Origin of the sequence: Mycobacterium lacus, assembly GCF_010731535.1 — a bacterium.
GTDB lineage: Bacteria > Actinomycetota > Actinomycetes > Mycobacteriales > Mycobacteriaceae > Mycobacterium > Mycobacterium lacus.
Genome location: NZ_AP022581.1, coordinates 2,715,381 through 2,735,237 on the forward strand (window position 1 = coordinate 2,715,381; position 19,857 = coordinate 2,735,237).

Consider the following 19,857-nt stretch of genomic DNA (forward strand, 5'->3'; position numbering starts at 1 on the left):
GCAGGAAAGTTAGGCGGTCTGCGCGGAAAGCTTCCGGTACTCGAGCACGGTGTCGATGATGCCGTAGTCCTTGGCTTCCTCCGCGGTCAGGATCTTGTCCCGGTCGGTGTCCTTGCGGATCACCGCGGCGTCCTTGCCGGTGTGGCGGGCCAGCGTGGCCTCCATCAGGGTGCGCATCCGCTCGATCTCCGCGGCCTGGATCTCGAGATCGGAGAATTGCCCCTGGATCACGCCCGACAGCGACGGCTGGTGGATCAGCACCCGGGCGTTGGGCAGCGCCATCCGCTTCCCCGGCGTTCCGGCGGCCAGCAGCACCGCAGCCGCCGAGGCGGCCTGTCCCAGGCACACCGTCTGGATGTCGGCCCGCACGTACTGCATGGTGTCGTAGATCGCCATCAGCGACGTGAAGCCACCACCCGGCGAGTTGATGTACATGGTGATGTCACGGTCGGGATCCAGCGACTCCAACACCAACAGCTGCGCCATGATGTCGTTCGCGGACGCGTCGTCGACCTGGACGCCGAGAAAGATGATGCGTTCCTCGAACAGCTTGTTGTAGGGGTTGGATTCCTTGACGCCGAAGCTGGAGTGCTCGATGAACGACGGCAGGATGTACCGCGCCTGGGGTTGGATGTAAGGATTCATTGCGCTTCTCCGTTGACTTGGGCGCGGGTGATGATGTGGTCGACGAAACCGTATTCCAGGGCTTCCTGGGCGGTGAACCAGCGGTCGCGATCCGAATCCGCCTCGATGCGTTCGATCGGCTGGCCGGTGAATTCGGCGTTGAGCCGGAACATCTCTTTCTTGATGACGGCGAATTGCTCGGCCTGGATGGCGATGTCGGCCGCGCTACCGGTCACCCCGCCCAGCGGCTGGTGCATCAGGATGCGTGCGTGCGGCAGCGCGTAGCGCTTACCCTTGGTGCCCGCCGCCAAAAGAAATTCGCCCATCGATGCGGCCATGCCCATCGCGTAGGTGGCGATGTCACAAGGCGCCAGCACCATGGTGTCGTAGATCGCCATCCCGGCGCTGATCGATCCACCCGGGGAGTTGATGTACAACGAGATGTCCTTGGTGGCGTCTTCGGCGGCGAGCAGCAAAATCTGTGCGCACAGCCGGTTGGCGATTTCGTCGTTCACCTCCGAACCCAGGAAGATGATGCGCTCGGACAGCAAGCGCTCATAGACCGAGTCCGTGAGGGATAGACCCTGCGAGTTCGAACGCATGACAGTCACGACTGGCTTACCTGCTTTCTGGAGTTCTGCTATGCACCGACCCTAACCAACCGGGCCCGTTGTGTGGCGGTCGCGCGCCCCTGAAACCGGCGCGTTCGCTCACAGCGTCATGGAGCGGCCTCGTCGGCCTCGTCAGCGTCGGCCTGGCCGTCCTCGTCGGTCGCGGCGGCCTCGTCGGCCTGGGCGCGCTTGCCGAAAATCTCGCTGGTGTCGATCGCGTTCCCGTCGGTGTCGGTGACCGTGGCCGCCTGGGCCACCGCCCTGATGGCCAGCTCGCGCCGGACGTCGGCAAACATCGACGGCAGCTGGTTGTTCTCCTGAAGGTAGCCAAACAGCTGCTGCGGCTCGATGCCGTACTGGCGGGACGTCGTCAGCAGTCGTTCCGTCAGGTCGTCCTGGCCGACCTGGACCTTGAGGTCATCGGCCAACGCATCCAGCAACAGCTGCCTCTTGACGTCCTTCTCTGAGGCGCTGCGCGCCTCGGCGTCGAACGCCTCGCGCGACGACCCCTGCTCGACGAGCAGCTCATTGAACCTGGCCTCGTCGTGGTTGAGGCCGCTGAGCGCGCTGTGTATGACGCTGTCGTACTGGGCCTGCACGTACGACTCCGGCAACGGCACGTCGACCTGCTCGAGCAGGGCGTCGATCGTGGCGTTGCGAATCTGCTCGGCCTGCGCGGCCCGTTTCACCTGGCGCACCTGGTCGCGAAGGTTGGCCCGCAGCTCGTCAATGGTGTCGAACTCGCTGGCCAATTGCGCGAATTCATCGTCGGGTTCGGGCAGCTCGCGTTCCTTGATGGACCTGACGGTGACGGTAACTTGCGCATCATCTCCGGCGTGCTCGCCGGTCGCCAGTTTGGCGGTGAAGACCCGGGACTCGTCAGCGGACAACCCGACGAGCGCGTCGTCGAGGCCTGCGATCAGCCGGCCGGAGCCGACCTCGTGGGTCAGGCCTTCGGCGGCGGCGCCCGGTACGTCCTCGCCGTCGACGGTGGCGGACAAGTCGATCGAGACGAAGTCGCCGACGGCCACCGGCCGGTCGACCCCGGTGAGGGTGCCGAACCGGGCGCGCAATGACTGCAGTTCGGCATCGACGTCGTCGTCGCTGACCTCGATCGGATCCACCGAGACCGTCAGCGCGCTCAGGTCCGGAAGAGTGATCTTGGGACGGACGTCGACCTCGGCAGTGAAAGCCAGGTCCTGGCCGTACACCTTCTTGGTCACCTCGATGTTGGGCCGGCCGAGCGGCTGAATTTCCGACTCGGCCAGCGCCTGACCGTAGCGGCTGGGCAGCGCATCGTTGACGATTTGATCGAGCATCTGCTCCCGACCGAAACGCGCCTCAAGCAGCCTGACCGGCGCCTTTCCCGGCCGGAAGCCGGGCAGCCGCACCTGTTTGGCCAGCTCCTTGTAGGCCCGCTGGAAATCGGGCTCGAGCTCGGCGAAAGGCACCTCCACATTGATGCGAACCCGCGTCGGGCTCAACTGTTCGACGGTGCTCTTCACGGGTGCTCCTTGTTGTCGTTCTGCCGGTGAGTGTTGGTCGGGGTGACAGGATTTGAACCTGCGGCCTTCCGCTCCCAAAGCGGATGCGCTACCAAGCTGCGCTACACCCCGCACTGACCTCGCGATCCTACGGCCCGACGGCGCCAGCCCCGCAGCGACCTCACCAGCCTCACAGAACGGTCACGTAACCGCGTCGATTAGATTTGATCTCTGCCACCACGTACAGTCTCGCTCGACTAATACACGCGGGCGTAGCTCAATGGTAGAGCCCTAGTCTTCCAAACTAGCGACGCGGGTTCGATTCCCGTCGCCCGCTCGGGCAAGGCATTCGCTCGACAGAAAGGCGCCATGGGCGAAGTCGACATCAAAGGCTCATGCGCGCCCGAGTTCGGCCGAGTGCGTGACGCATTCGAGCTCAACTTCGAGCTGCGCAACGAGGTCGGCGCAGCCGTTGCGGTGTGGGTGGACGGTGATCTCGTCGTCAACCTCTGGGGCGGGTCCGCCGACGCCTCCGGTAGCCGGCCCTGGCAACAAGACACTCTGGCCACGGTGCTCTCCGGCACCAAGGGCCTGACCGCCACCTGCGTCCACCAACTCGCCGACCGCGGTGAACTGGACCTGCAGGCGCCCGTCGCGCGGTATTGGCCCGAGTTCGGGCAGGCGGGCAAGGAAGCCATCTCGCTGGCCATGGTGATGAGCCACCGATCGGGCGTCATCGCGCCACGCACCCGCATGAGCTGGGAAAAAGTCGCCGACTGGGACTTCGTCTGCGAGCAACTGGCCGCCGCCGAGCCGTGGTGGGAGCCCGGCACCGCCCAGGGCTACCACATGACCACGTTCGGCTTCATCCTCGGCGAGGTGTTCCGCCGTGTCAGCGGTCGCACCGTCGGCCAGTACCTGCGCACCGAGATCGCCGAGCCGCTGGGCGCCGACGTCCACATCGGCTTGTCCCCGGCCGAACAACACCGCTGCGCCGATCGGGTGAACAAGCCGCACATCCGCCAAATGCTCGCCGACGTCCACGCCCCCGGCTATCCCACCACCCTGGCCGAGCACCCCAAGGCGGCGCTGTCGATCTCGATGGGTTTCGCCCCCGACGACGAACTCGGCTCCAACGACCTGCAACTGTGGCGCCAGCTCGAGTTCCCCGGCACCAACGGCCACGTGTCGGCGCTGGGATTGGCGACGTTCTACAACGCGCTCGCGCAGGAGAAATTGCTCAGCCGCGAGCACATGGACCTCGTCCGGGTGTCGCAGGGCGGGTTCGACACCGACCTGGTGCTCGGCCCCCGGGTCGCCGACCACGGGTGGGGTCTGGGCTACATGCTCAACCAGCGTGGCATCAACGGGCCCAACCGGCGGATCTTCGGCCACGGCGGGCTGGGCGGCTCCTTCGGCTTCGTCGATCTCGAGCACCGGATCGGCTACGCGTACGTGATGAACAGGTTCGACGCCACCAAGGCCAACGCCGACCCGCGCAGCCTCGCCCTGTCCAACGAGGTCTACGCCGCCCTCGGGGTGAAGTGAGCAGACGCGTTGTCACGCTTGGCAGGTGGGACACCAGAACACGTTGCGGCCTTCCAGCACGGCGGTGCGGATCGTCGTTGCGCACACCCGGCATCGGTCGCCGGCACGGCGGTAGACGTAGGTGCGGGGTCGGTCCGGCAGGTATGAGGGCGGGCCGTGGTCGTGCTCGGGACGCACCACGATGATCTTGCCGCGACGCAAACCGATTTTCATCAGCGCCACCAGATCGGTCCATACGGCGTCGAACTCCGCCTCGGTGATCCGCTGCCCAGGCCGGAACGGGTCGATACGGTGCCGAAACAGCAACTCGCTGCGGTAGACGTTACCGACGCCGGCGATGACCGTCTGGTCCATCAGCAGCGCGCCAATGGGCCTGCGGGACTTCGTGATTCGGGTCCACGCCCACGCTGGGTCGGCGTCGTTGCGCAGCGGGTCGGGGCCCAGTCGGGCCAGCACGTCGCTGACCTGGCTTTCGTCGATCACCTCGCATACCGTGGGGCCCCGCAAGTCGGTGCCGTAGTCGGCGCCGACCATTCGCATCCGCACCTGCCCGACCGGTTCCGGGACGGGCGCACCCGCGGGCCGTGCCCATTCGGTGAAGGTGCCGTAGAGCCCGAGATGCACGTGGACGATCGGGCCGTCAACCGGACCGTCTACGTAGTGATGGAAGAGGTGCTTGCCCCACACGCTGGTGCGCCGCAACACCCGACCGTCCACAGCGGCGGCCGAGTCGGCGAATCTGCCCTGCGGGCTGGAGACGGCCACCGGCGCGCCGGCGAACCGGCGCTGGTGCAGACGGGCGAGCCGGTGCAGGGTATGCCCCTCGGGCACGGTTGTCTTTCAGGCCCGCGCGCCGGGCACCGGCGGCGCTTCATGGGTGCGTTCGTATTCGGCGAGAATGTCGATACGTCGTTGGTGGCGTTCGGCGTTCGACCACGGAGTGGTCATGAAGGCGTCAACGATGGCGAGCGCCTCGGCGACGGTGTGCATGCGGCCGCCGATGCCGATCAACTGGGCGTTGTTGTGTTCACGGGCCAATGTCGCGGTCTGGACGCTCCATGCCAGCGCGCAGCGGGCTCCGGGCACCTTGTTGGCGGCGATCTGTTCACCGTTGCCCGATCCGCCCAGCACGATGCCCAAGCTACCCGGGTCGGCCACCGTGCGCGTCGCCGCGGCGATGCAAAACGCCGGGTAGTCGTCGTCCGCGTCGTAGCTGAACGCGCCGCAGTCGATCGGCTCGTGCCCTGATTTCTCGAGGTACTCGATGATCTGCTGCTTGAGCTCGAATCCGGCATGGTCAGAACCCAGGTAGACGCGCATGCTGGACATTGTGCCCGACACCGTCGCGGCATCCGGCGTGGGTCAGCGCGCGGCTCAGTCGAATTGAGGCGGCTCGGTGCGGGTCCGCTTGAGCTCGAAGAAGTGCGGGTAGGACGCGAACGTGACCGCGGCGTCCCAGAGCTTGCCGGCCTCCTCGCCGCGCGGAATCTTCGAGAGCACCGGCCCGAAGAATGCCACACCGTTGACGTGGATGGTGGGCGTGCCGACGTCGTCTCCGACCGCGTCCATCCCGGCGTGGTGGCTCGTGCGCAGGGCCTCGTCGTAGGCGTCGCTGGTTGCGGCCTCGGCCAGTTCCGCGGGCAAGCCCGCGTCGGCCAGCGATAGCGTGATGACCTCGTCGAGGTCCTTGTTGTCCTCGTTGTGAATCCGGGTGCCCATCGCGGTGTAAAGCGGGTCCAGCACCTTGGCACCGTGGGCCTGCTCGGCGGCAATGGCCACCCGCACCGGTCCCCAGGCCTTCGCCAGTCCTTCCCGATATTGCTCGGGCAGATCTTTCCGGTTTTCGTTGAGTATCGCCAGGCTCATGACGTGGAAGTTCACCTCGATATCGCGAACCTTCTCCACCTCGAGAATCCAACGCGAGGTGATCCAACACCACGGGCAGAGCGGGTCGAACCAGAAATCGGCGACAGACTTTGCGGGCATGCTGCGGTCCTTTCGTCCAGGGTCGAATCACCGTTCAGGACAACCCTGAACAACACCAGTGGCCCCGCGCCTGTTCCCGCCGGCACGTTTAAGTTAGAGCGCGTGGCCCTTCCAAACCTCACCCGTGACCAGGCGGTCGAACGCGCCGCCCTGATCACCGTCGACAGCTACCGGATCAACCTCGACGTGACCGACGGTAGGGGCGCCCCGGGCGAACGCACTTTCCGCTCCACCACCACCGTGGTCTTCGACGCGCTCGCCGGCGCCGAGACGGTCATCGACATCGCCGCCGACACCGTCCGCAACGCCAGCCTCAACGGTCGGCAGCTCGATGTCTCCGGGTATGACGAATCGACCGGGATTCCGCTGCGCGGACTGGCCGACCGCAATGTCGTCGTGGTCGACGCCGACTGCCGCTATTCCAACACCGGCGAGGGCCTGCATCGCTTCGTCGACCCGGTGGACGGCGAGACGTACCTGTACTCGCAATTCGAAACCGCCGACGCCAAGCGCATGTTCGCCTGCTTCGACCAGCCCGACCTCAAGGCCACGTTCGACGTGCGGGTGACCGCGCCCGAGCACTGGAAGGTGATTTCCAACGGCGCGACGACGGACGTCGCAAACGGCGTACACACCTTCGCCACCACACCGCGGATGAGCACCTACCTGGTGGCGCTGATCGCCGGGCCATACGCCGAGTGGACGGACACTTATCGCGATGAACACGGGGAAATCCCGCTGGGCATCTACTGCCGGGCCTCGCTGGCCCAACACATGGACGCCGAGCGGCTGTTCACCCAGACCAAACAGGGATTTGGCTTCTACCACAAGCACTTTGGCCTGCCCTATGCGTTCGGCAAATACGACCAGCTGTTTGTCCCGGAGTTCAACGCAGGCGCGATGGAAAACGCCGGCGCGGTGACGTTTCTGGAGGACTACGTCTTCCGCAGCAAGGTCACCCGGGCTTCCTACGAACGGCGCGCGGAGACGGTGCTGCACGAGATGGCCCACATGTGGTTCGGCGACCTGGTCACCATGAGCTGGTGGGACGACCTGTGGCTAAACGAATCCTTCGCCACCTTCGCGTCGGTGCTGTGTCAAAGCGAGGCGACCGAATACACCGAAGCGTGGACCACCTTCGCGAACGTCGAAAAGTCGTGGGCGTACCGCCAGGACCAGTTGCCGTCGACGCACCCGATCGCCGCCGACATCCCCGACCTGGCGGCGGTCGAGGTGAACTTCGACGGAATTACTTACGCCAAGGGCGCTTCGGTGCTCAAGCAGCTCGTTGCCTACGTGGGCCTGGAGCACTTCCTGGCTGGGCTTCGGGATTACTTCCGCACGCACGCATTCGGGAATGCCACATTCGACGATCTGATCGCCGCGCTGGAGAACGCCTCCGGCCGCGACTTGTCGAACTGGGGCCAGCAATGGCTGAAGACCACCGGGCTCAACACATTGCGGGCGGATTTCGACGTCGACGGCACCGACGGCAATGGGGGCAGATTCACCCGGTTCGCGGTGACCCAGAGCGGCGCCGCGCCCGGCGCGGGCGAGACCCGGGTGCACCGGCTGGCGGTGGGCATTTACGACGACGACGGGTCCGGGAAACTGGTGCGTGTCCACCGGGAGGAACTTGACGTCTCGGGGTCGAGCACGGATGTTCCTGCGCTGGTTGGCGTTTCGCGCGGCAAACTGATCCTGGTCAACGACGACGACCTCACCTACTGCTCACTGCGGCTGGACGCCCAGTCGCTGCGAACGGCACTCGCGCGCATTGCCGATATCGCCGAGCCGCTGCCCCGCACGCTGGTGTGGTCGGCGGCCTGGGAGATGACCCGCGAGGCCGAATTGCGTGCCCGCGACTTCGTGTCGTTGGTGTCCGGCGGCGTGTACGCCGAAACCGAGGTCGGGGTGGCACAGCGGCTGTTGTTGCAGGCGCAGACCGCGCTGGGTTCCTATGCCGAGCCGGGCTGGGCCCGCGAGGTTGGCTGGCCGCAGTACGCCGACCGGGTGCTGGAATTGGCGCGGTCTGCCGAGCCCGGATCGGATCACCAGCTCGCCTTCGTCAACGCGCTGTGCTCGTCGGTGTTGTCGCCGCGTCACGTGGAGACACTGAGGCTGCTACTCGACGCGGACCCCGTTGAGCAGGGATTGGGCGGCTTGACGGTGGACACCGACTTGCGGTGGCGCATCGTGACCGCGCTGGCAACCGCAGGCGCCATCGACGCCGACGGCCCGCAGACGCCGCGGATCGACGCCGAAGCGCAACGGGACCCGACGGCGGCGGGCAAGCGGCACGCCGCCCAGGCCGCCGCGGCGCGGCCGCAGTTCGACGTCAAGGACAGGGCATTCACCACCGTCGTCGAGGACGACACCCTGGCCAACGCCACCGGCCGCGCGATAATCGCGGGCATCGCCGCTCCGGGACAAGGCGAGCTGCTCGAGCCGTTGACTGCGCGCTACTTCGAAGCCATCCCGGGAGTCTGGGCGCGACGGTCCAGCGAGGTCGCGCAATCGGTGGTGGTCGGCCTGTATCCCCATTGGGACATCAGCGAGGCGGGCATCGCTGCCGCCGACAGTTTTCTGACCGCCCCGGAATCTGAGGTGCCGCCGGCATTGCGCCGGCTGGTGCTCGAGGGTCAAGCGGGCGTGAAGCGGGCGCTTAGGGCGCGTAGCTTCGACGCGGCATGACGGTCGGTCACGGGGCAGGAGGCGGCCCCAGGATCTCGATGCCGTAGGACGCGGCCATCGCGGCGAGGGCCGCCGGGTCGGGCGGCAATTCCTCGAGGGCGGCGCGCCCGCGGTGTCGGTCGGGCTGCCGCCGGCGAGCGTGAACCGGTCGAACCCAACGGGGTGTGCAGGGTGAGGTCATGCCTAGATCAGGCAGTCAGCGAACCCCGTCTGTCCACTGCCTATTCGAACATCCGCCGTCAGGGCGGGGACGAGGCCGTGTGATCGAGACTGCGCTCAGTGCGACCAAATCGCTCCGATCGCCGCGCTGACCGCAGGGTCGGCGAGCTAACCGGCGCGCTACGCCGGCGAAATCCCCGAACTGAGCACGCGGATCGCGCTGACCAGCCCGTCGATCAGGCTGCCCTGCTCGAACGCCGACGCAGCGGCGGCGACCCCAAGCGGTGCGGCCGACTCGGCGCCGCGACCCCGCAGCTGCGAGCCGTAGACCACCTCGATGGCGCACTGCTCGGGTGAGACGGCGAGCAGCACCGCGTTGTCGGGCGTCGGCACCTTGGCCAGAATCTCCCGGGCCCGCGCGGCGGTGTCGCTGCCCAGGTCGCCGAGATAAATCGCGAACCGCGCGTTGGACGAGCGCGAGCCGTACTTGAGCGCGTCGTCCACGGCGACGAGGTCCTTGATTGGGAACGGGTAGTGCACGGACACTTCCCCCGGCTCGGTGACGCCAGAGATTCGTCCGCTGGTGGTGAGCACCCAACCCTTCGGCAGCTTGGTGTGCTCGATCGTCGCGACATCACCACGTGCCACTGGCGCCACCCCCAATCGTGAACTCCGATGCCTCATGGCCCCCATGTCCGCTGTGGGCGTCGCCGACAACCTCGTCGGTGGCGGCCCACAGGATCGGCGGATGTGTCCACGGCTCCGACAATTGGTAGGTCGCGGGGTGGGGCCCCTTGCGGGAAAAGATCAGACCCGCCAGCACAGCAACCACCAACAACGGAATTCCCACGAACAAGAGGTGGATCTGCAGAATGCTCACGACGCAAACGGTATCCCAACGGGGAATGAACCGGGCACTTAGGACACGCGATTTCGTTACGCAGCGCCTTCACCGAGGTATCGCGCCCACGCCGGATCCAGCTCCTTGACCGTCGACAACAGTCGCCAGTGCTGGCCCGTCGGTGGTAGCGGCACACGGCGCAACGCCCAGCCGAGCTCGGCGAGCAGCTTGTCACCCTTGCGGTGGTTGCAGGTCGAGCAGCAGGCGACGCAGTTCTCCCAGGAGTGGTCCCCGCCGCGGCTGCGTGGCACCACGTGGTCGACGGTGTCGGCCTTTGCGCCGCAATAGGCGCAGCAGAACCGGTCGCGGTGCATCAGCGCAGCACGGGTCATCGGGACTCGGGCTCGGTAGGGCACCCGCACATAGGACCGCAGCTGGATCACCGACGGCACCACGATAGACCTGGTCGCCGAGTGGATGACCGGCCCGGCCGGATCATCGTGCACCACGTCGGCCTTCCCACAGATCACCATGACGATCGCCCGTCGCATCGGCAACGCGGTGAGCGGCTCATAGGTCGAGTTCAGCAGCAGCACCCGACGCCGATTCCAGATCGACGCGCTGTCGTGGCGGTTCGGCGGATGGGTGTCGGCACCGGGGGTGAGGTGGTGGGAGTAGACACTGTGCAGAGATGGGGCGGGTGCGTGCCCGGCTAGGCCTGCCGCGACACCGGAACCGCGGTGGCCGCGGCGCTTCTTCGCATGCGCCATAAATCCTCCGCGGAACAGTCCACCATGATTCGCTGCCAACTGCACGCCAATTGGTGCGCCCACGCCGTGTCGAACCGGTGAACGGGGGGTATTGGGGCACGGATTTCGTCGTGCATCGCCGGGCTGCCGCCGGGGGGATAATGCCCGTAGCCATCGCTCGACGACCTACGCGCGGCGGTCGAGGAACGTGACAAGCGACCGTATGAGCGGGGCATTCCATGCGAGAACCGGCGAGCGGGAAGTGTGATGGCTAAGGATTCGGCGGCTCCGTTCGGCGATGACGGCACGACAGCCGAGCTTTATCGACGCCGCGCCCGAAATCCGCTCGCTCCGCGCGCAGCGGTGGAGGAGCTGCTCGCGTCGATGAACCGCATCATCGAGATCACAGAGCCAGATCCGGCGTTGCCCGCAGCGCTGAACTTCTCGCAATCCAGACGGGCGGCTCTAGCGGCCAAGCGTGGCATCGAGAAGGGGCTGGCACAGCGCGACGCGGCCGACCGCGTCGAGCCTCGGCGCCGCGAGTTGCCGCACCGGCTCGAGACGGCACTGCAAGCGATAGGTGACTGTATCTCCGGGATGGGCGCCCTCGACCGTCAAAGATCTGCGATCGAAACGGACGCGCGCAATGAGGGCTTCGTTGTCGACGCCGATGGTTGCGTCAGCATTTCGCCTGAACACGGGCATCCACAGGAGGCCGGCGACGATACCGCTGCGCGACGGGCTCGTTACGAGCATCGCCTCATGTCGGTGCTGGCAGAGATGGCTCGGCTGCAGGAGCACACGGTGGCGACCATCAGCGAACGCTTAGGTGCCGACGAACCCGGGATACCGTGGGCCTTCGTCGAGTGCGCCCGGGAAGGCCTCGAGCTGACCTTGTTCGAATCCGGCGGCGCGGGGCTGCCGCCGTCGCCGCTGCGCGACTTGTTGGAGAGGCTTACCGCCGAGATGGCGCGCGCCAAGCAACGATTCGGCGCACGCCGCCCGGCACGGTCGAACGAAGATCGGTAAGAGCAGTAACCCGTGTGCCATGCCGCGAGCTGCGCGCGCAGCCTGCAGGCGACATGGCCCGCCGTGCCGCCCGGTCATGGACCACAATGGAGGCGATGGAACCGGTACCACAGCAGTCTTTCTACGAAGCGGTCGGCGGCACCGAGACGTTCAATGCGATCGTGTCGCGCTTTTACGCGCAGGTCCCCGAGGACGAAATATTGCGTGAGCTGTATCCCGCGGACGACCTGGCGGGCGCCGAAGAACGGTTGCGGATGTTCCTCGAGCAGTACTGGGGTGGCCCACGAACCTACTCCGACCAGCGTGGCCACCCTCGGCTGCGGATGCGGCATGCCCCGTTCCGGATCACCCCGATCGAGCGCGACGCGTGGCTGCGGTGCATGCACACCGCCGTCGCCTCCATCGATTCGGATACCCTCGACGACGAGCATCGCCGTCAATTGCTGGACTATCTGGAGATGGCCGCCCACTCCCTCGTCAACTCCTGGTTTTGATGTCCAGCCAAGAAACGGAGCCCGGTGACGGCTCAGGTCGGACGGGCCCCGACTCTCCTCGCGCACGCGCTCGTCGACCGGAGCCGGGTCGGACGGGCCCCGACTCTCCTCGCGCACGCGCTCGTCGACCGGAGCCGTGGTGGTCGCGTGCGGTGTTCTACCAGGTGTACCCGCGGTCGTTCGCCGACAGCAACGGCGACGGGGTCGGTGACCTCGGGGGGCTGGCGGCCCGGCTGGACCATCTGGAATGGCTCGGCATCGACGGCGTCTGGATCAACCCGGTCACCGTCTCACCGATGGCCGACCATGGCTACGACGTCTCCGATCCACGAGACATTGACCCGCTGTTCGGCGGCATGGCCGCGTTCGAACGCCTGATCGCCGCGGCGCACCGGCGGGGCATCAAGGTCACCATGGACGTGGTGCCCAACCACACCAGTTCGGCGCACCCGTGGTTTCAGGCGGCGCTGGCCGCCGGCCCGGGGGGCGCCGCGCGGGATCGCTATTTCTTTCGCGACGGCCGCGGGCCCAGCGGGGCGCTGCCGCCGAACAACTGGGAGTCGGTGTTCGGCGGACCAGCCTGGACACGGGTGGTCGAGCCGGACGGCAACCCCGGCCAGTGGTATCTGCACCTCTTCGACACCGAGCAGCCCGATCTGAACTGGGACAACCCCGATACGTTTGACGACTTCGAGAAGACGCTGCGCTTCTGGCTGGAACGCGGGGTGGACGGCTTCCGCATCGACGTCGCACACGGGATGGCCAAGCCGCCAGGCCTGCCGGACTCGGAGTACCTGGACATCGAGGTGCTGCACCACCTCGATGACGACCCACGCTTCAATCGCCCCCACGTGCACGCGATCCATCGCGATATCCGCGCGGTGATCGACGACTATCCCGGAGCGGTAACCGTCGGCGAGGTCTGGGTCCACGACAACGCCCGCTGGGCCGAATACGTGCGGGCCGACGAACTGCATCTCGGCTTCAATTTCCGGCTGACCCGAACCGATTTCGACGCAGGCGAAATCCACGACGCGGTGCTGAACTCGCTCGAGGCCGCGGCGCTGGAAAACGCCACCCCCACGTGGACGCTGGCCAACCATGATGTGGGCCGGGAGGTCACCCGGTACGGCGGCGGCGACGTCGGGCTGCGCCGGGCGCGGGCCATGGCGATGCTGATGCTCGCCCTGCCGGGCGCGGTATTCATCTACAACGGGCAGGAACTCGGGTTGCCGGACGTGGACCTGCCCGACGAGGTGCTGCAGGACCCGACGTGGGAACGCTCGGGGCACACCGAACGCGGCCGCGATCGCTGCCGGGTTCCGATCCCGTGGTCGGGCGAGGCTCCCCCGTTCGGATTCTCGACGTGTGCCGACACTTGGTTGCCGATGCCCGCGGAATGGGCGGCGTGGACCGTCGAAAAGCAGCGCGCAGATCCCGACTCCACCTTGTCGTTCTTTCGGCGAGCGCTCGAATTACGCAGGGAGCGTGATGAATTCGAAGGTACTGAGATCGAATGGCTTGGTGCTCCTAGGAATACACTAGTGTTCCGGAGGTGTGGCGGCGGGCTTGTGTGTGTGCTCAACGCCGGCGAGGATCCCGTGGGGCTACCCGACGGGAAACTCATCCTGGCGAGCTCGCCGTTGGTGGACGGCAAGTTGCCGCCCGACAGCGCGGCCTGGCTGGTGTAGCTACCTACCAGCTCGCAGTCCGGTCACCGCAGCACCAGCGCCGGATGGCCGCGGCGCCGGTACACCGAGCCGAACCGGGCATCGACACGCAACCACGCCGGCAGGATCCGGACCCGGATGATTTCGTCGGCGTCGATCGCCTCTGGCGACTGCGGCAAGAATCCCATTGCGGTCAACGCGAACACACAGCGCATCGGTAGCCCCACGCTGACGTCGGCCGAGCTGACCCGGATGACTTCCTGATCGAGAAGCGAAACCGGCGGGCCATGGGCACCGCCGTGCTCCTTGGCGAGTCGCGCGCCTTGCTGCGCCAGGTCCAGCATCACCCGGGCCGGCACGTCCTCGAGGTGGGTGAAGCCGGATTCCGGGGGCAGAGCACCCCGCCACGACGAGTCCATCGGAAAGCCGGGATCGACGTAGCCCGAGACGTCCATAGCAGCCAGACCACGCGCCAATTCGTCGGCGCCGACCGACAAATCGTCGGGCCGCACCTTGCCGACCACCACCCGGCTGGCCAGCACGTCGAAACCCGTTGCCACCCATGCCGTCAGCAACCCGGTGGATCGTGCGCGCAGTCGGATCACCGCGGCGTCGTCGAGCCGCATCGCGTGATCGACGAACGTGGCCAGGTCCGTGCGGTTGGCCGCCTTGTTTTCCGGGCCCAACCATAGTCCGCGCTCGGCTATCGCAGCCACCGTTGCAGATACTCCCGATGCTGCGGCGACAGTCGCACCAGCCGCTGCTCCTCGATGTGGAAGGCGGCCAACTGCGACTCTCCGATGACGGCCGGCTTCGAACCCGGCTCCGCGTGGACCGACCGGACCTCGTAGCCGAGGGTGAAGTCCACCGCCCGAAGCCGCTTGGTCCAAATGGTCACCTGCAACGGCGAATCCGCCAGCCGCAGTTGACCCTTGTAGGTGACCCGGACGTCGGCGATCAGCAGACCGGTGGACGCGATGTCGGCGGCGAAAGCGTCCCTGAGAAACGGGACACGGGCCTCTTCGAGGATCGTGACCATGGTGGCGTGGTTGACGTGCTGGTACATGTCGATGTCCGACCAGCGCACCGGCACGGGGGTGACGAACCCGACGCTCATCCCGAGGATCCGCGGCCGCTGGTGCGCGTCATGCGGCGGATCTGTCGCGCCGCCACGGACAGTGTCGCCAAATCCTTTTGGCCGCTGTCGTAGATCTCGGTGAGCGTCCGGCGCGCTCGTTCCACCCGGGAAGCGCTGATGTGTTCCCATTCGGCGATCTTCTGCTCTGCGCTTTCGTCCGGTTCGCCGACGGCCAACACGTCGAAGCACAACGCCCGCAGCGAGGCGTAGATGTCGTCGCGAATCGCCAAGCGCGCCAACGAATGCCACCGGTCGTTTCGGGGTAGCTCGGACACCGCCGTCAGCAGGCCGTCGGTGCCCAGTCGGTCCATCAGCGCGAAATAGGTGTCCGCCACCTCGGCGGCGTCGATTTCGGTGATGTCGCCGATGTCGATGATGTCGAGCAGGCTATACCGGTACAGCCCGGTCGCGACCCGGTAGGCCAGGTCTTGAGGTGCGCCCTGCGAAATGAATTCCGCGGCTTCCTTTTCGACGATGGCCTTGTCGTCGCCGCGCAACCATTCCGACATCCGCGGCGTCAGCGCCTTGACCTTCGCGGCGAATCGGTTGATCTCGGCGCCGACGGCCAACGGTTGCGGACGATAGTTCAGCAGCCAGCGTCCGGCACGGTCGATCAGTCTCCGGGTGTCCAGCGTCAGCCGGTCCGACAGCGCCACCGGCAGGTTGGCCGCGCGGATCCGCCGCCAGAGGTGATCCACACCAAAGATGGCGTCGGTGGCGATATAGGTGCGCACCGCGTCGATCGGGGTCACGCCGACGTCCTCGGCGATCCGGAAGGCATAGCTGATGCCGGCGGTGTCTACCAAGTCGTTGACCAGCATGGTGGTGACGATCTCGCGGCGCAGCTGGTGCGAGCGGATCTCCGTGGGGAACCGTTCGCGCAGCGGCTTCGGGAAGTACCGCGGCAACCTGGAGGCGAACACGTCCTGATCCGGCAGTTCCGTGCCCAACAGATCCTCTTTGAGTCCCAGCTTGACGTGCGCCATCAGGGTTGCCAGCTCGGGCGAGGTGAGCCCGATGCCGGCCTCGGTCCGCCGTTGGATCTCCTTCTCCGACGGCAGCGCCTCCAACTCGCGGCTCAGGCCGCGATCGGCCACCAGGTGCCGGATCTGGTCGGCGTGCACCGGAAGCAGGCTGGCCGCGTTGGCGCGGCTGGTACCCATCAAATCGTTCTGGTCCTCGTTGTCGGCCAGCACCAACCGGGCGACCTCGTCGGTCATCGACTCGAGCAGCTCCTTGCGTTCCTCGGCCCTGACCTTGCCGGCAGTGACGAGCGAATCGATCAGGATCTTGATGTTGACCTCGTGGTCGGAGCAGTCCACACCGGCGGAGTTGTCCATCGCGTCGGTGTTGATCCGTCCGCCCGACAGATCGAACTCGACTCGGCCCCGTGCGGTCACGCCGAGGTTGCCACCCTCGCCGATAACCTTGGCGCGCACCTGATTCGCGTTGACGCGCACCGGGTCGTTGGCGCGGTCGCCGACGTCGGCATCCGACTCCGTTTCGGCCTTGATGTACGTGCCGATCCCGCCGTTGAACAGCAGGTCCACCGGCGCCTGCAGGATCACCCGAATCAGGTTGGGCGGGGCCATCTCCGTGACGTCACCGTCGATGCCAAGGGCCGCGCGGACCTGTGCGCTGATCGGGATGGCCTTCTGCTCGCGGCTGTACACGCCGCCGCCCTCGCTGATCAAGGACTTGTCGTAATCGTCCCAGCTGGACCGGGGCAGGTTGAACAACCGCTGGCGCTCGTCCCACGAAGCCGCGGCGTCGGGGTCCGGATCGAGGAAGATGTGGCGGTGATCGAAGGCGGCGATCAGGCGGATGTGCTTGGAGAGCAACATGCCGTTGCCGAACACGTCGCCGCTCATGTCGCCGATGCCCACCACGGTGAAGTCCTCCGTCTGGGTATCGACGCCGATCTCCCGGAAGTGCCGTTTGACGGCCTCCCAGGTTCCCTTCGCGGTGATGCCCATGGCCTTGTGGTCGTAGCCCACCGATCCGCCCGAAGCGAACGCGTCACCGAGCCAGAATCCGTAGGACTTGGCGACATCGTTAGCGATATCGGAGAACGTCGCGGTGCCCTTGTCCGCGGCCACCACTAGGTACGCGTCGTCGCCGTCACGGCGCACCACCTCGGGCGGCGGGTTCACGTTTCCGGTCGCGTGGTCGACGTTGTCGGTGACGTCCAGCAGCCCGGAAATGAACAACTGGTAGCAGGCCACGCCTTCGGCGCGGATGGCGTCGCGGTCGCTCGCGGAATCGCCCGTGGGCAACGGCGGTCGCTTGACGACGAATCCGCCCTTGGCCCCGACCGGCACGATGACCGCGTTCTTCACCGCTTGCGCCTTGACCAGACCCAGGATCTCGGTGCGGAAGTCGTCCCGACGGTCCGACCAGCGCAGGCCGCCACGCGCCACGGGGCCGAACCTCAGGTGCACACCTTCCACGCGGGGCGAATAGACGAAGATCTCGAACTTGGGGCGCGGCAGCGGCAGCTCGTCGATCAGCTGCGCGTTGAGTTTGAGCGCCAGCACGTCGCGGCCGCGGGCCGAACCCGCCCGTGTCACAAAGTAATTGGTCCGCAACGTGGCCTGAACCAGCGACGCGAACGCGCGCAGGATGCGGTCGGTGTCCAGGCTCACGAGCGCGTCGATATCCGCGGCGACCGCGGCGGCGGCCGCCTGCGCATCGCGGCTCGCGGGCAAACCCGACGGCCTGGGATCGAAAAGAGCCTCGAACAAGACGACCAGCGATCGCGCGGTCGAGGGGTGTTCGTTCAATACGGATTCGATGTAGGACTGGCTGTACGGAAAACCCGCCTGCCGCAGGTACTTCGCGTAAGCGCGCAACAGGACAACCTGTTGCCAGGTCAGCCCCGCGCGCATCACCAGCTCGTTGAACCGGTCGACCTCGACACGGCCGTGCCATATCGCGGTGACCGCGTCGGCGAATCGCTGCGCGGTCGCGTCCCGCTCGGCTTCGGTCGGCGCCAAGGGGATGGTGGGGTGCGGCGAGATCTTGAACAGGTAGATCCACACCGGCAGTCCGTCGGGGCGGGTGACGGTGAACGGCCGCTCCTCGAGCACCACGACGCCCATGCTTTGCAGCATCGGCAGCAGTTGGCTCAGTGAAGCGGTGCGCCCACCGAGGAACCAGGTCAGCTGGGCGACCCCGTACTGGTCGCGTTCGGAGAACACCAGCTTGACCGAATCATCGGCCAGCTCGTTGATAATGGCGATGTGGTCGATGGCGTCGGTCGGGCTGACGGCCTGCTTGTAGGCCTCGGAAAAGGCGGACGCGTAATGCTCGGCGTCGGCGTGCCCGACGATGCCGTCGGGCAACCCAGCCGCGGCGCCGATCAGCCGGTCCGCCCACGTTCGCGCGGCTTCGGTGAGCAACCCCTGAATCCGGATGCGGTTGGCTTCGGACACGTCGACCGGGCCGGAGGCAGTGTCGCCCTCGGGCAGCCGGACCATGAAATGCATGAGCGCCCAGGGTGATTCACTGACACGAGCGGTGAATTCCAGTCGTGTCCCGCCGAACTCGCGGACCAGGATGTCTTCGATCTGCAATCGCACCGGCGTGGTGTAGCGGTCGCGGGGCACATAGACCAGGCACGAGACGAAATACTGGAGGCGGTCAGCGCGCAGGAACAACAACGCGCGCCGTTGCGATCCAAGGTCCAGAACGGCTTTGGCCATTGCCAACAACCGTTCGGCGCTCAAGCTGAACAGCTCCGGGCGCGGGACGGTCTGGATGACGTCGAGTAGCAGCTGACCCGGGTGGATGGGGTCGCTTTCGGCCAACGCGAGCGCCTCGCGGACCCGGCCCGAGATTGTCGGGATCTCCAGCACGTCGGCGTTCATGGCGGCGACGGTGAAGAGCCCGACGAAGCGATGCTCGATCACGGCGCCGTTGCCGAATTCGCGGACCGCGATGGCATACGGGTAAGCGCCGTAGCGCAGGTAACTGCCGACGCGCGCCTGGGCCAAGACCAGCAATTTGTCGTCGTCGGTCAACCGGGGGCGCGAACCGCTGCGCGCGCGCAGGACGCCCAGGCCACTCGACCCGTCGCCGGACACCACGTTGCCGTGCACCTGGCAACGTTGGTACCCCAGCAGCAGGAAGTTCCCGTCGCCCAGCCAGCGCAGCAGCGCAGCGACGTCCTCACGGTCCGGCGCGGAATAGCGACCCTCGGCGTTGGTTTCGACATCCGCGGCCAGGTCGCCCAGGGTGGCGATCATCGCCGATGCGTCGAGAGCAACCCGTTGCACGTCGGCCAGGACCTTGGGCAGGAGCCGTTCAACTTCGGCTAGCCCCGTGCGATCGACGGAGGGTACGAGCTGGACGTGTATCCATGCCTCGCCGACGTATCGCGAGCTGCCGCCCGTCTTGGGTTCGATGCCGAGCAGCTCCCCCGCCGGGCTGCGGCGCACCTCGAACACCGGGGTCATGATGGCCGTGTAGAACACTCCGAGCCGGTGCAGCAGTACTGTGACCGAATCCATCAGCATGCTGCCGTGGTCGGTGACCACCTGCAGCGCGGGACCGAAGCCCGCGGGATCGTCCGCCGGGTACACCGCGACGCGGCTTTCACCGGCCGGGCGGTGCCGGCCAAGCCGATAGTGCGCACCCAGCATGGCCGGTGTCACCAGGGATGCCGGAGTCGGAGCGGCGCCGACGGCAGTCGCGTCCTCCGCCCCGCCGTCGTGTGGACCGCGATAGCTTTCGATGTAGGCCTTCGAGATCCAGTCTGGAATGTCCGCACTCCGGGCGAACGTGGTCCACGCCTCGACGTCCTGCCTAGCTCCGGGATCGATCGCCATT

The 19,857-nt window shown here is 66.7% G+C and carries 17 protein-coding genes and 2 tRNA genes; 6 read left to right on the forward strand and 13 right to left on the reverse strand.

What is annotated here, in order from left to right; translation table 11 throughout:
* Window positions 1-9: 9 nt before the first annotated feature.
* From clpP2 to G6N24_RS12415, 4 genes are all read right to left on the reverse strand, one after another.
* Window positions 10-645 (reverse strand): ATP-dependent CLP protease proteolytic subunit ClpP2, encoded by a 636-nt coding sequence (gene clpP2, locus G6N24_RS12400; RefSeq protein WP_085162951.1) that lies wholly within the window; start codon window positions 643-645, stop codon window positions 10-12.
* Entirely contained in the window at window positions 642-1,226 is a 585-nt protein-coding gene (gene clpP1, locus G6N24_RS12405; protein ID WP_085162952.1) for an ATP-dependent CLP protease proteolytic subunit ClpP1, read from the reverse strand. The genes clpP2 and clpP1 overlap by 4 nt, the downstream gene beginning before the upstream one ends.
* A 116-nt stretch (window positions 1,227-1,342) precedes the next feature.
* Window positions 1,343-2,740 carry a trigger factor gene (gene tig / locus G6N24_RS12410; RefSeq protein WP_163745500.1) on the reverse strand — a complete coding sequence of 466 codons (1,398 nt, stop codon included), beginning with the start codon at window positions 2,738-2,740 and terminating at the stop codon, window positions 1,343-1,345.
* 34 nt (window positions 2,741-2,774) lie between these two features.
* A tRNA-Pro gene (locus G6N24_RS12415) sits at window positions 2,775-2,851 on the reverse strand.
* Between the two features lie 134 nt (window positions 2,852-2,985).
* Here G6N24_RS12415 and G6N24_RS12420 point away from each other — a divergent pair.
* Together G6N24_RS12420 and G6N24_RS12425 are read left to right on the forward strand one after the other, a co-directional pair.
* A tRNA-Gly gene (locus G6N24_RS12420) sits at window positions 2,986-3,056 on the forward strand.
* A 32-nt stretch (window positions 3,057-3,088) separates the two neighbouring features.
* On the forward strand, window positions 3,089-4,267 hold the full coding sequence (locus tag G6N24_RS12425; protein WP_085162954.1) for a serine hydrolase domain-containing protein: 1,179 nt from the start codon (window positions 3,089-3,091) through the stop codon (window positions 4,265-4,267).
* A gap of 12 nt (window positions 4,268-4,279) precedes the next feature.
* Here the strand turns inward: G6N24_RS12425 and G6N24_RS12430 are convergent, their stop codons facing one another.
* The 3 genes from G6N24_RS12430 to G6N24_RS12440 are packed head-to-tail and all read right to left on the reverse strand — an operon-like array spanning window position 4,280 to window position 6,253.
* Window positions 4,280-5,098 (reverse strand): Fpg/Nei family DNA glycosylase, encoded by an 819-nt coding sequence (locus G6N24_RS12430; protein WP_085162955.1) that lies wholly within the window; start codon window positions 5,096-5,098, stop codon window positions 4,280-4,282.
* 9 nt (window positions 5,099-5,107) lie between these two features.
* Window positions 5,108-5,587: a ribose-5-phosphate isomerase gene (locus G6N24_RS12435; RefSeq protein ID WP_085162985.1), complete on the reverse strand. Its 480-nt coding sequence runs from the start codon at window positions 5,585-5,587 to the stop codon at window positions 5,108-5,110.
* 54 nt (window positions 5,588-5,641) lie between these two features.
* Complete coding sequence (locus tag G6N24_RS12440) at window positions 5,642-6,253, reverse strand: Rv2466c family mycothiol-dependent reductase (protein ID WP_085162956.1); 612 nt, start codon at window positions 6,251-6,253, stop codon at window positions 5,642-5,644.
* A 102-nt stretch (window positions 6,254-6,355) separates the two neighbouring features.
* On the opposite strand from G6N24_RS12440, the gene pepN reads away from it, so the two are divergent.
* Entirely contained in the window at window positions 6,356-8,947 is a 2,592-nt protein-coding gene (pepN, locus tag G6N24_RS12445) for an aminopeptidase N (protein ID WP_085162957.1), read from the forward strand.
* Between the two features lie 339 nt (window positions 8,948-9,286).
* Here the strand turns inward: pepN and G6N24_RS12450 are convergent, their stop codons facing one another.
* The 3 genes from G6N24_RS12450 to G6N24_RS12460 form a co-directional block, all read right to left on the reverse strand.
* Window positions 9,287-9,754 (reverse strand): DUF5130 domain-containing protein, encoded by a 468-nt coding sequence (locus G6N24_RS12450; protein ID WP_085162958.1) that lies wholly within the window; start codon window positions 9,752-9,754, stop codon window positions 9,287-9,289.
* A complete protein-coding gene (gene ctaJ, locus G6N24_RS12455) occupies window positions 9,741-9,977 on the reverse strand; it encodes an aa3-type cytochrome oxidase subunit CtaJ (RefSeq protein WP_085162986.1) in 237 nt (78 codons plus the stop codon). The genes G6N24_RS12450 and ctaJ overlap by 14 nt, the downstream gene beginning before the upstream one ends.
* Before the next feature lie 65 nt (window positions 9,978-10,042).
* The gene (locus G6N24_RS12460; RefSeq protein ID WP_085162959.1) at window positions 10,043-10,717 is read right to left on the reverse strand and encodes an HNH endonuclease; all 675 of its coding nucleotides are present in this window, start codon (window positions 10,715-10,717) and stop codon (window positions 10,043-10,045) included.
* 246 nt (window positions 10,718-10,963) lie between these two features.
* On the opposite strand from G6N24_RS12460, the gene G6N24_RS12465 reads away from it, so the two are divergent.
* From G6N24_RS12465 to G6N24_RS12475, 3 genes are all read left to right on the forward strand, one after another.
* Window positions 10,964-11,725 (forward strand): hypothetical protein, encoded by a 762-nt coding sequence (locus G6N24_RS12465; protein WP_085162960.1) that lies wholly within the window; start codon window positions 10,964-10,966, stop codon window positions 11,723-11,725.
* Window positions 11,726-11,820: 95 nt separating this feature from the next.
* Window positions 11,821-12,219, forward strand: coding sequence for a globin (locus G6N24_RS12470; protein ID WP_085162987.1), 399 nt, complete (start codon window positions 11,821-11,823; stop codon window positions 12,217-12,219).
* Window positions 12,219-13,910, forward strand: a complete 1,692-nt coding sequence (locus tag G6N24_RS12475; protein WP_085162961.1) for a glycoside hydrolase family 13 protein — start codon at window positions 12,219-12,221, stop codon at window positions 13,908-13,910. The genes G6N24_RS12470 and G6N24_RS12475 overlap by 1 nt, the downstream gene beginning before the upstream one ends.
* A 23-nt stretch (window positions 13,911-13,933) precedes the next feature.
* On the opposite strand, the gene G6N24_RS12480 is transcribed toward G6N24_RS12475, so the two are convergent.
* From G6N24_RS12480 to G6N24_RS12490, 3 genes are read right to left on the reverse strand one after another with little or no spacing between them, the layout of a single operon-like run.
* Complete coding sequence (locus G6N24_RS12480) at window positions 13,934-14,596, reverse strand: hypothetical protein (RefSeq protein WP_139822638.1); 663 nt, start codon at window positions 14,594-14,596, stop codon at window positions 13,934-13,936.
* Window positions 14,593-15,006: an acyl-CoA thioesterase gene (locus G6N24_RS12485; RefSeq protein WP_085162963.1), complete on the reverse strand. Its 414-nt coding sequence runs from the start codon at window positions 15,004-15,006 to the stop codon at window positions 14,593-14,595. Before G6N24_RS12485 ends, G6N24_RS12480 begins: the two co-directional genes overlap by 4 nt.
* On the reverse strand, window positions 15,003-19,856 hold the full coding sequence (locus G6N24_RS12490; protein ID WP_085162964.1) for an NAD-glutamate dehydrogenase: 4,854 nt from the start codon (window positions 19,854-19,856) through the stop codon (window positions 15,003-15,005). The genes G6N24_RS12485 and G6N24_RS12490 overlap by 4 nt, the downstream gene beginning before the upstream one ends.
* Window position 19,857 lies beyond the last annotated feature (1 nt).

What these genes read in the sequence shown, in the direction of transcription:
- clpP2 (WP_085162951.1), bottom strand. Translation starts at nt 645, where the DNA reads ATGAATCCTTACATCCAACCCCAGGCGCGGTACATCCTGCCGTCGTTC.
- clpP1 (WP_085162952.1), bottom strand. Translation starts at nt 1,226, where the DNA reads ATGCGTTCGAACTCGCAGGGTCTATCCCTCACGGACTCGGTCTATGAG.
- G6N24_RS12425 (WP_085162954.1), top strand. Translation starts at nt 3,089, where the DNA reads ATGGGCGAAGTCGACATCAAAGGCTCATGCGCGCCCGAGTTCGGCCGA.
- G6N24_RS12435 (WP_085162985.1), bottom strand. Translation starts at nt 5,587, where the DNA reads ATGCGCGTCTACCTGGGTTCTGACCATGCCGGATTCGAGCTCAAGCAG.
- G6N24_RS12440 (WP_085162956.1), bottom strand. Translation starts at nt 6,253, where the DNA reads ATGCCCGCAAAGTCTGTCGCCGATTTCTGGTTCGACCCGCTCTGCCCG.
- G6N24_RS12460 (WP_085162959.1), bottom strand. Translation starts at nt 10,717, where the DNA reads ATGGCGCATGCGAAGAAGCGCCGCGGCCACCGCGGTTCCGGTGTCGCG.
- G6N24_RS12465 (WP_085162960.1), top strand. Translation starts at nt 10,964, where the DNA reads ATGGCTAAGGATTCGGCGGCTCCGTTCGGCGATGACGGCACGACAGCC.
- G6N24_RS12470 (WP_085162987.1), top strand. Translation starts at nt 11,821, where the DNA reads ATGGAACCGGTACCACAGCAGTCTTTCTACGAAGCGGTCGGCGGCACC.
- G6N24_RS12475 (WP_085162961.1), top strand. Translation starts at nt 12,219, where the DNA reads ATGTCCAGCCAAGAAACGGAGCCCGGTGACGGCTCAGGTCGGACGGGC.
- G6N24_RS12485 (WP_085162963.1), bottom strand. Translation starts at nt 15,006, where the DNA reads ATGAGCGTCGGGTTCGTCACCCCCGTGCCGGTGCGCTGGTCGGACATC.
- G6N24_RS12490 (WP_085162964.1), bottom strand. Translation starts at nt 19,856, where the DNA reads ATGGCGATCGATCCCGGAGCTAGGCAGGACGTCGAGGCGTGGACCACG.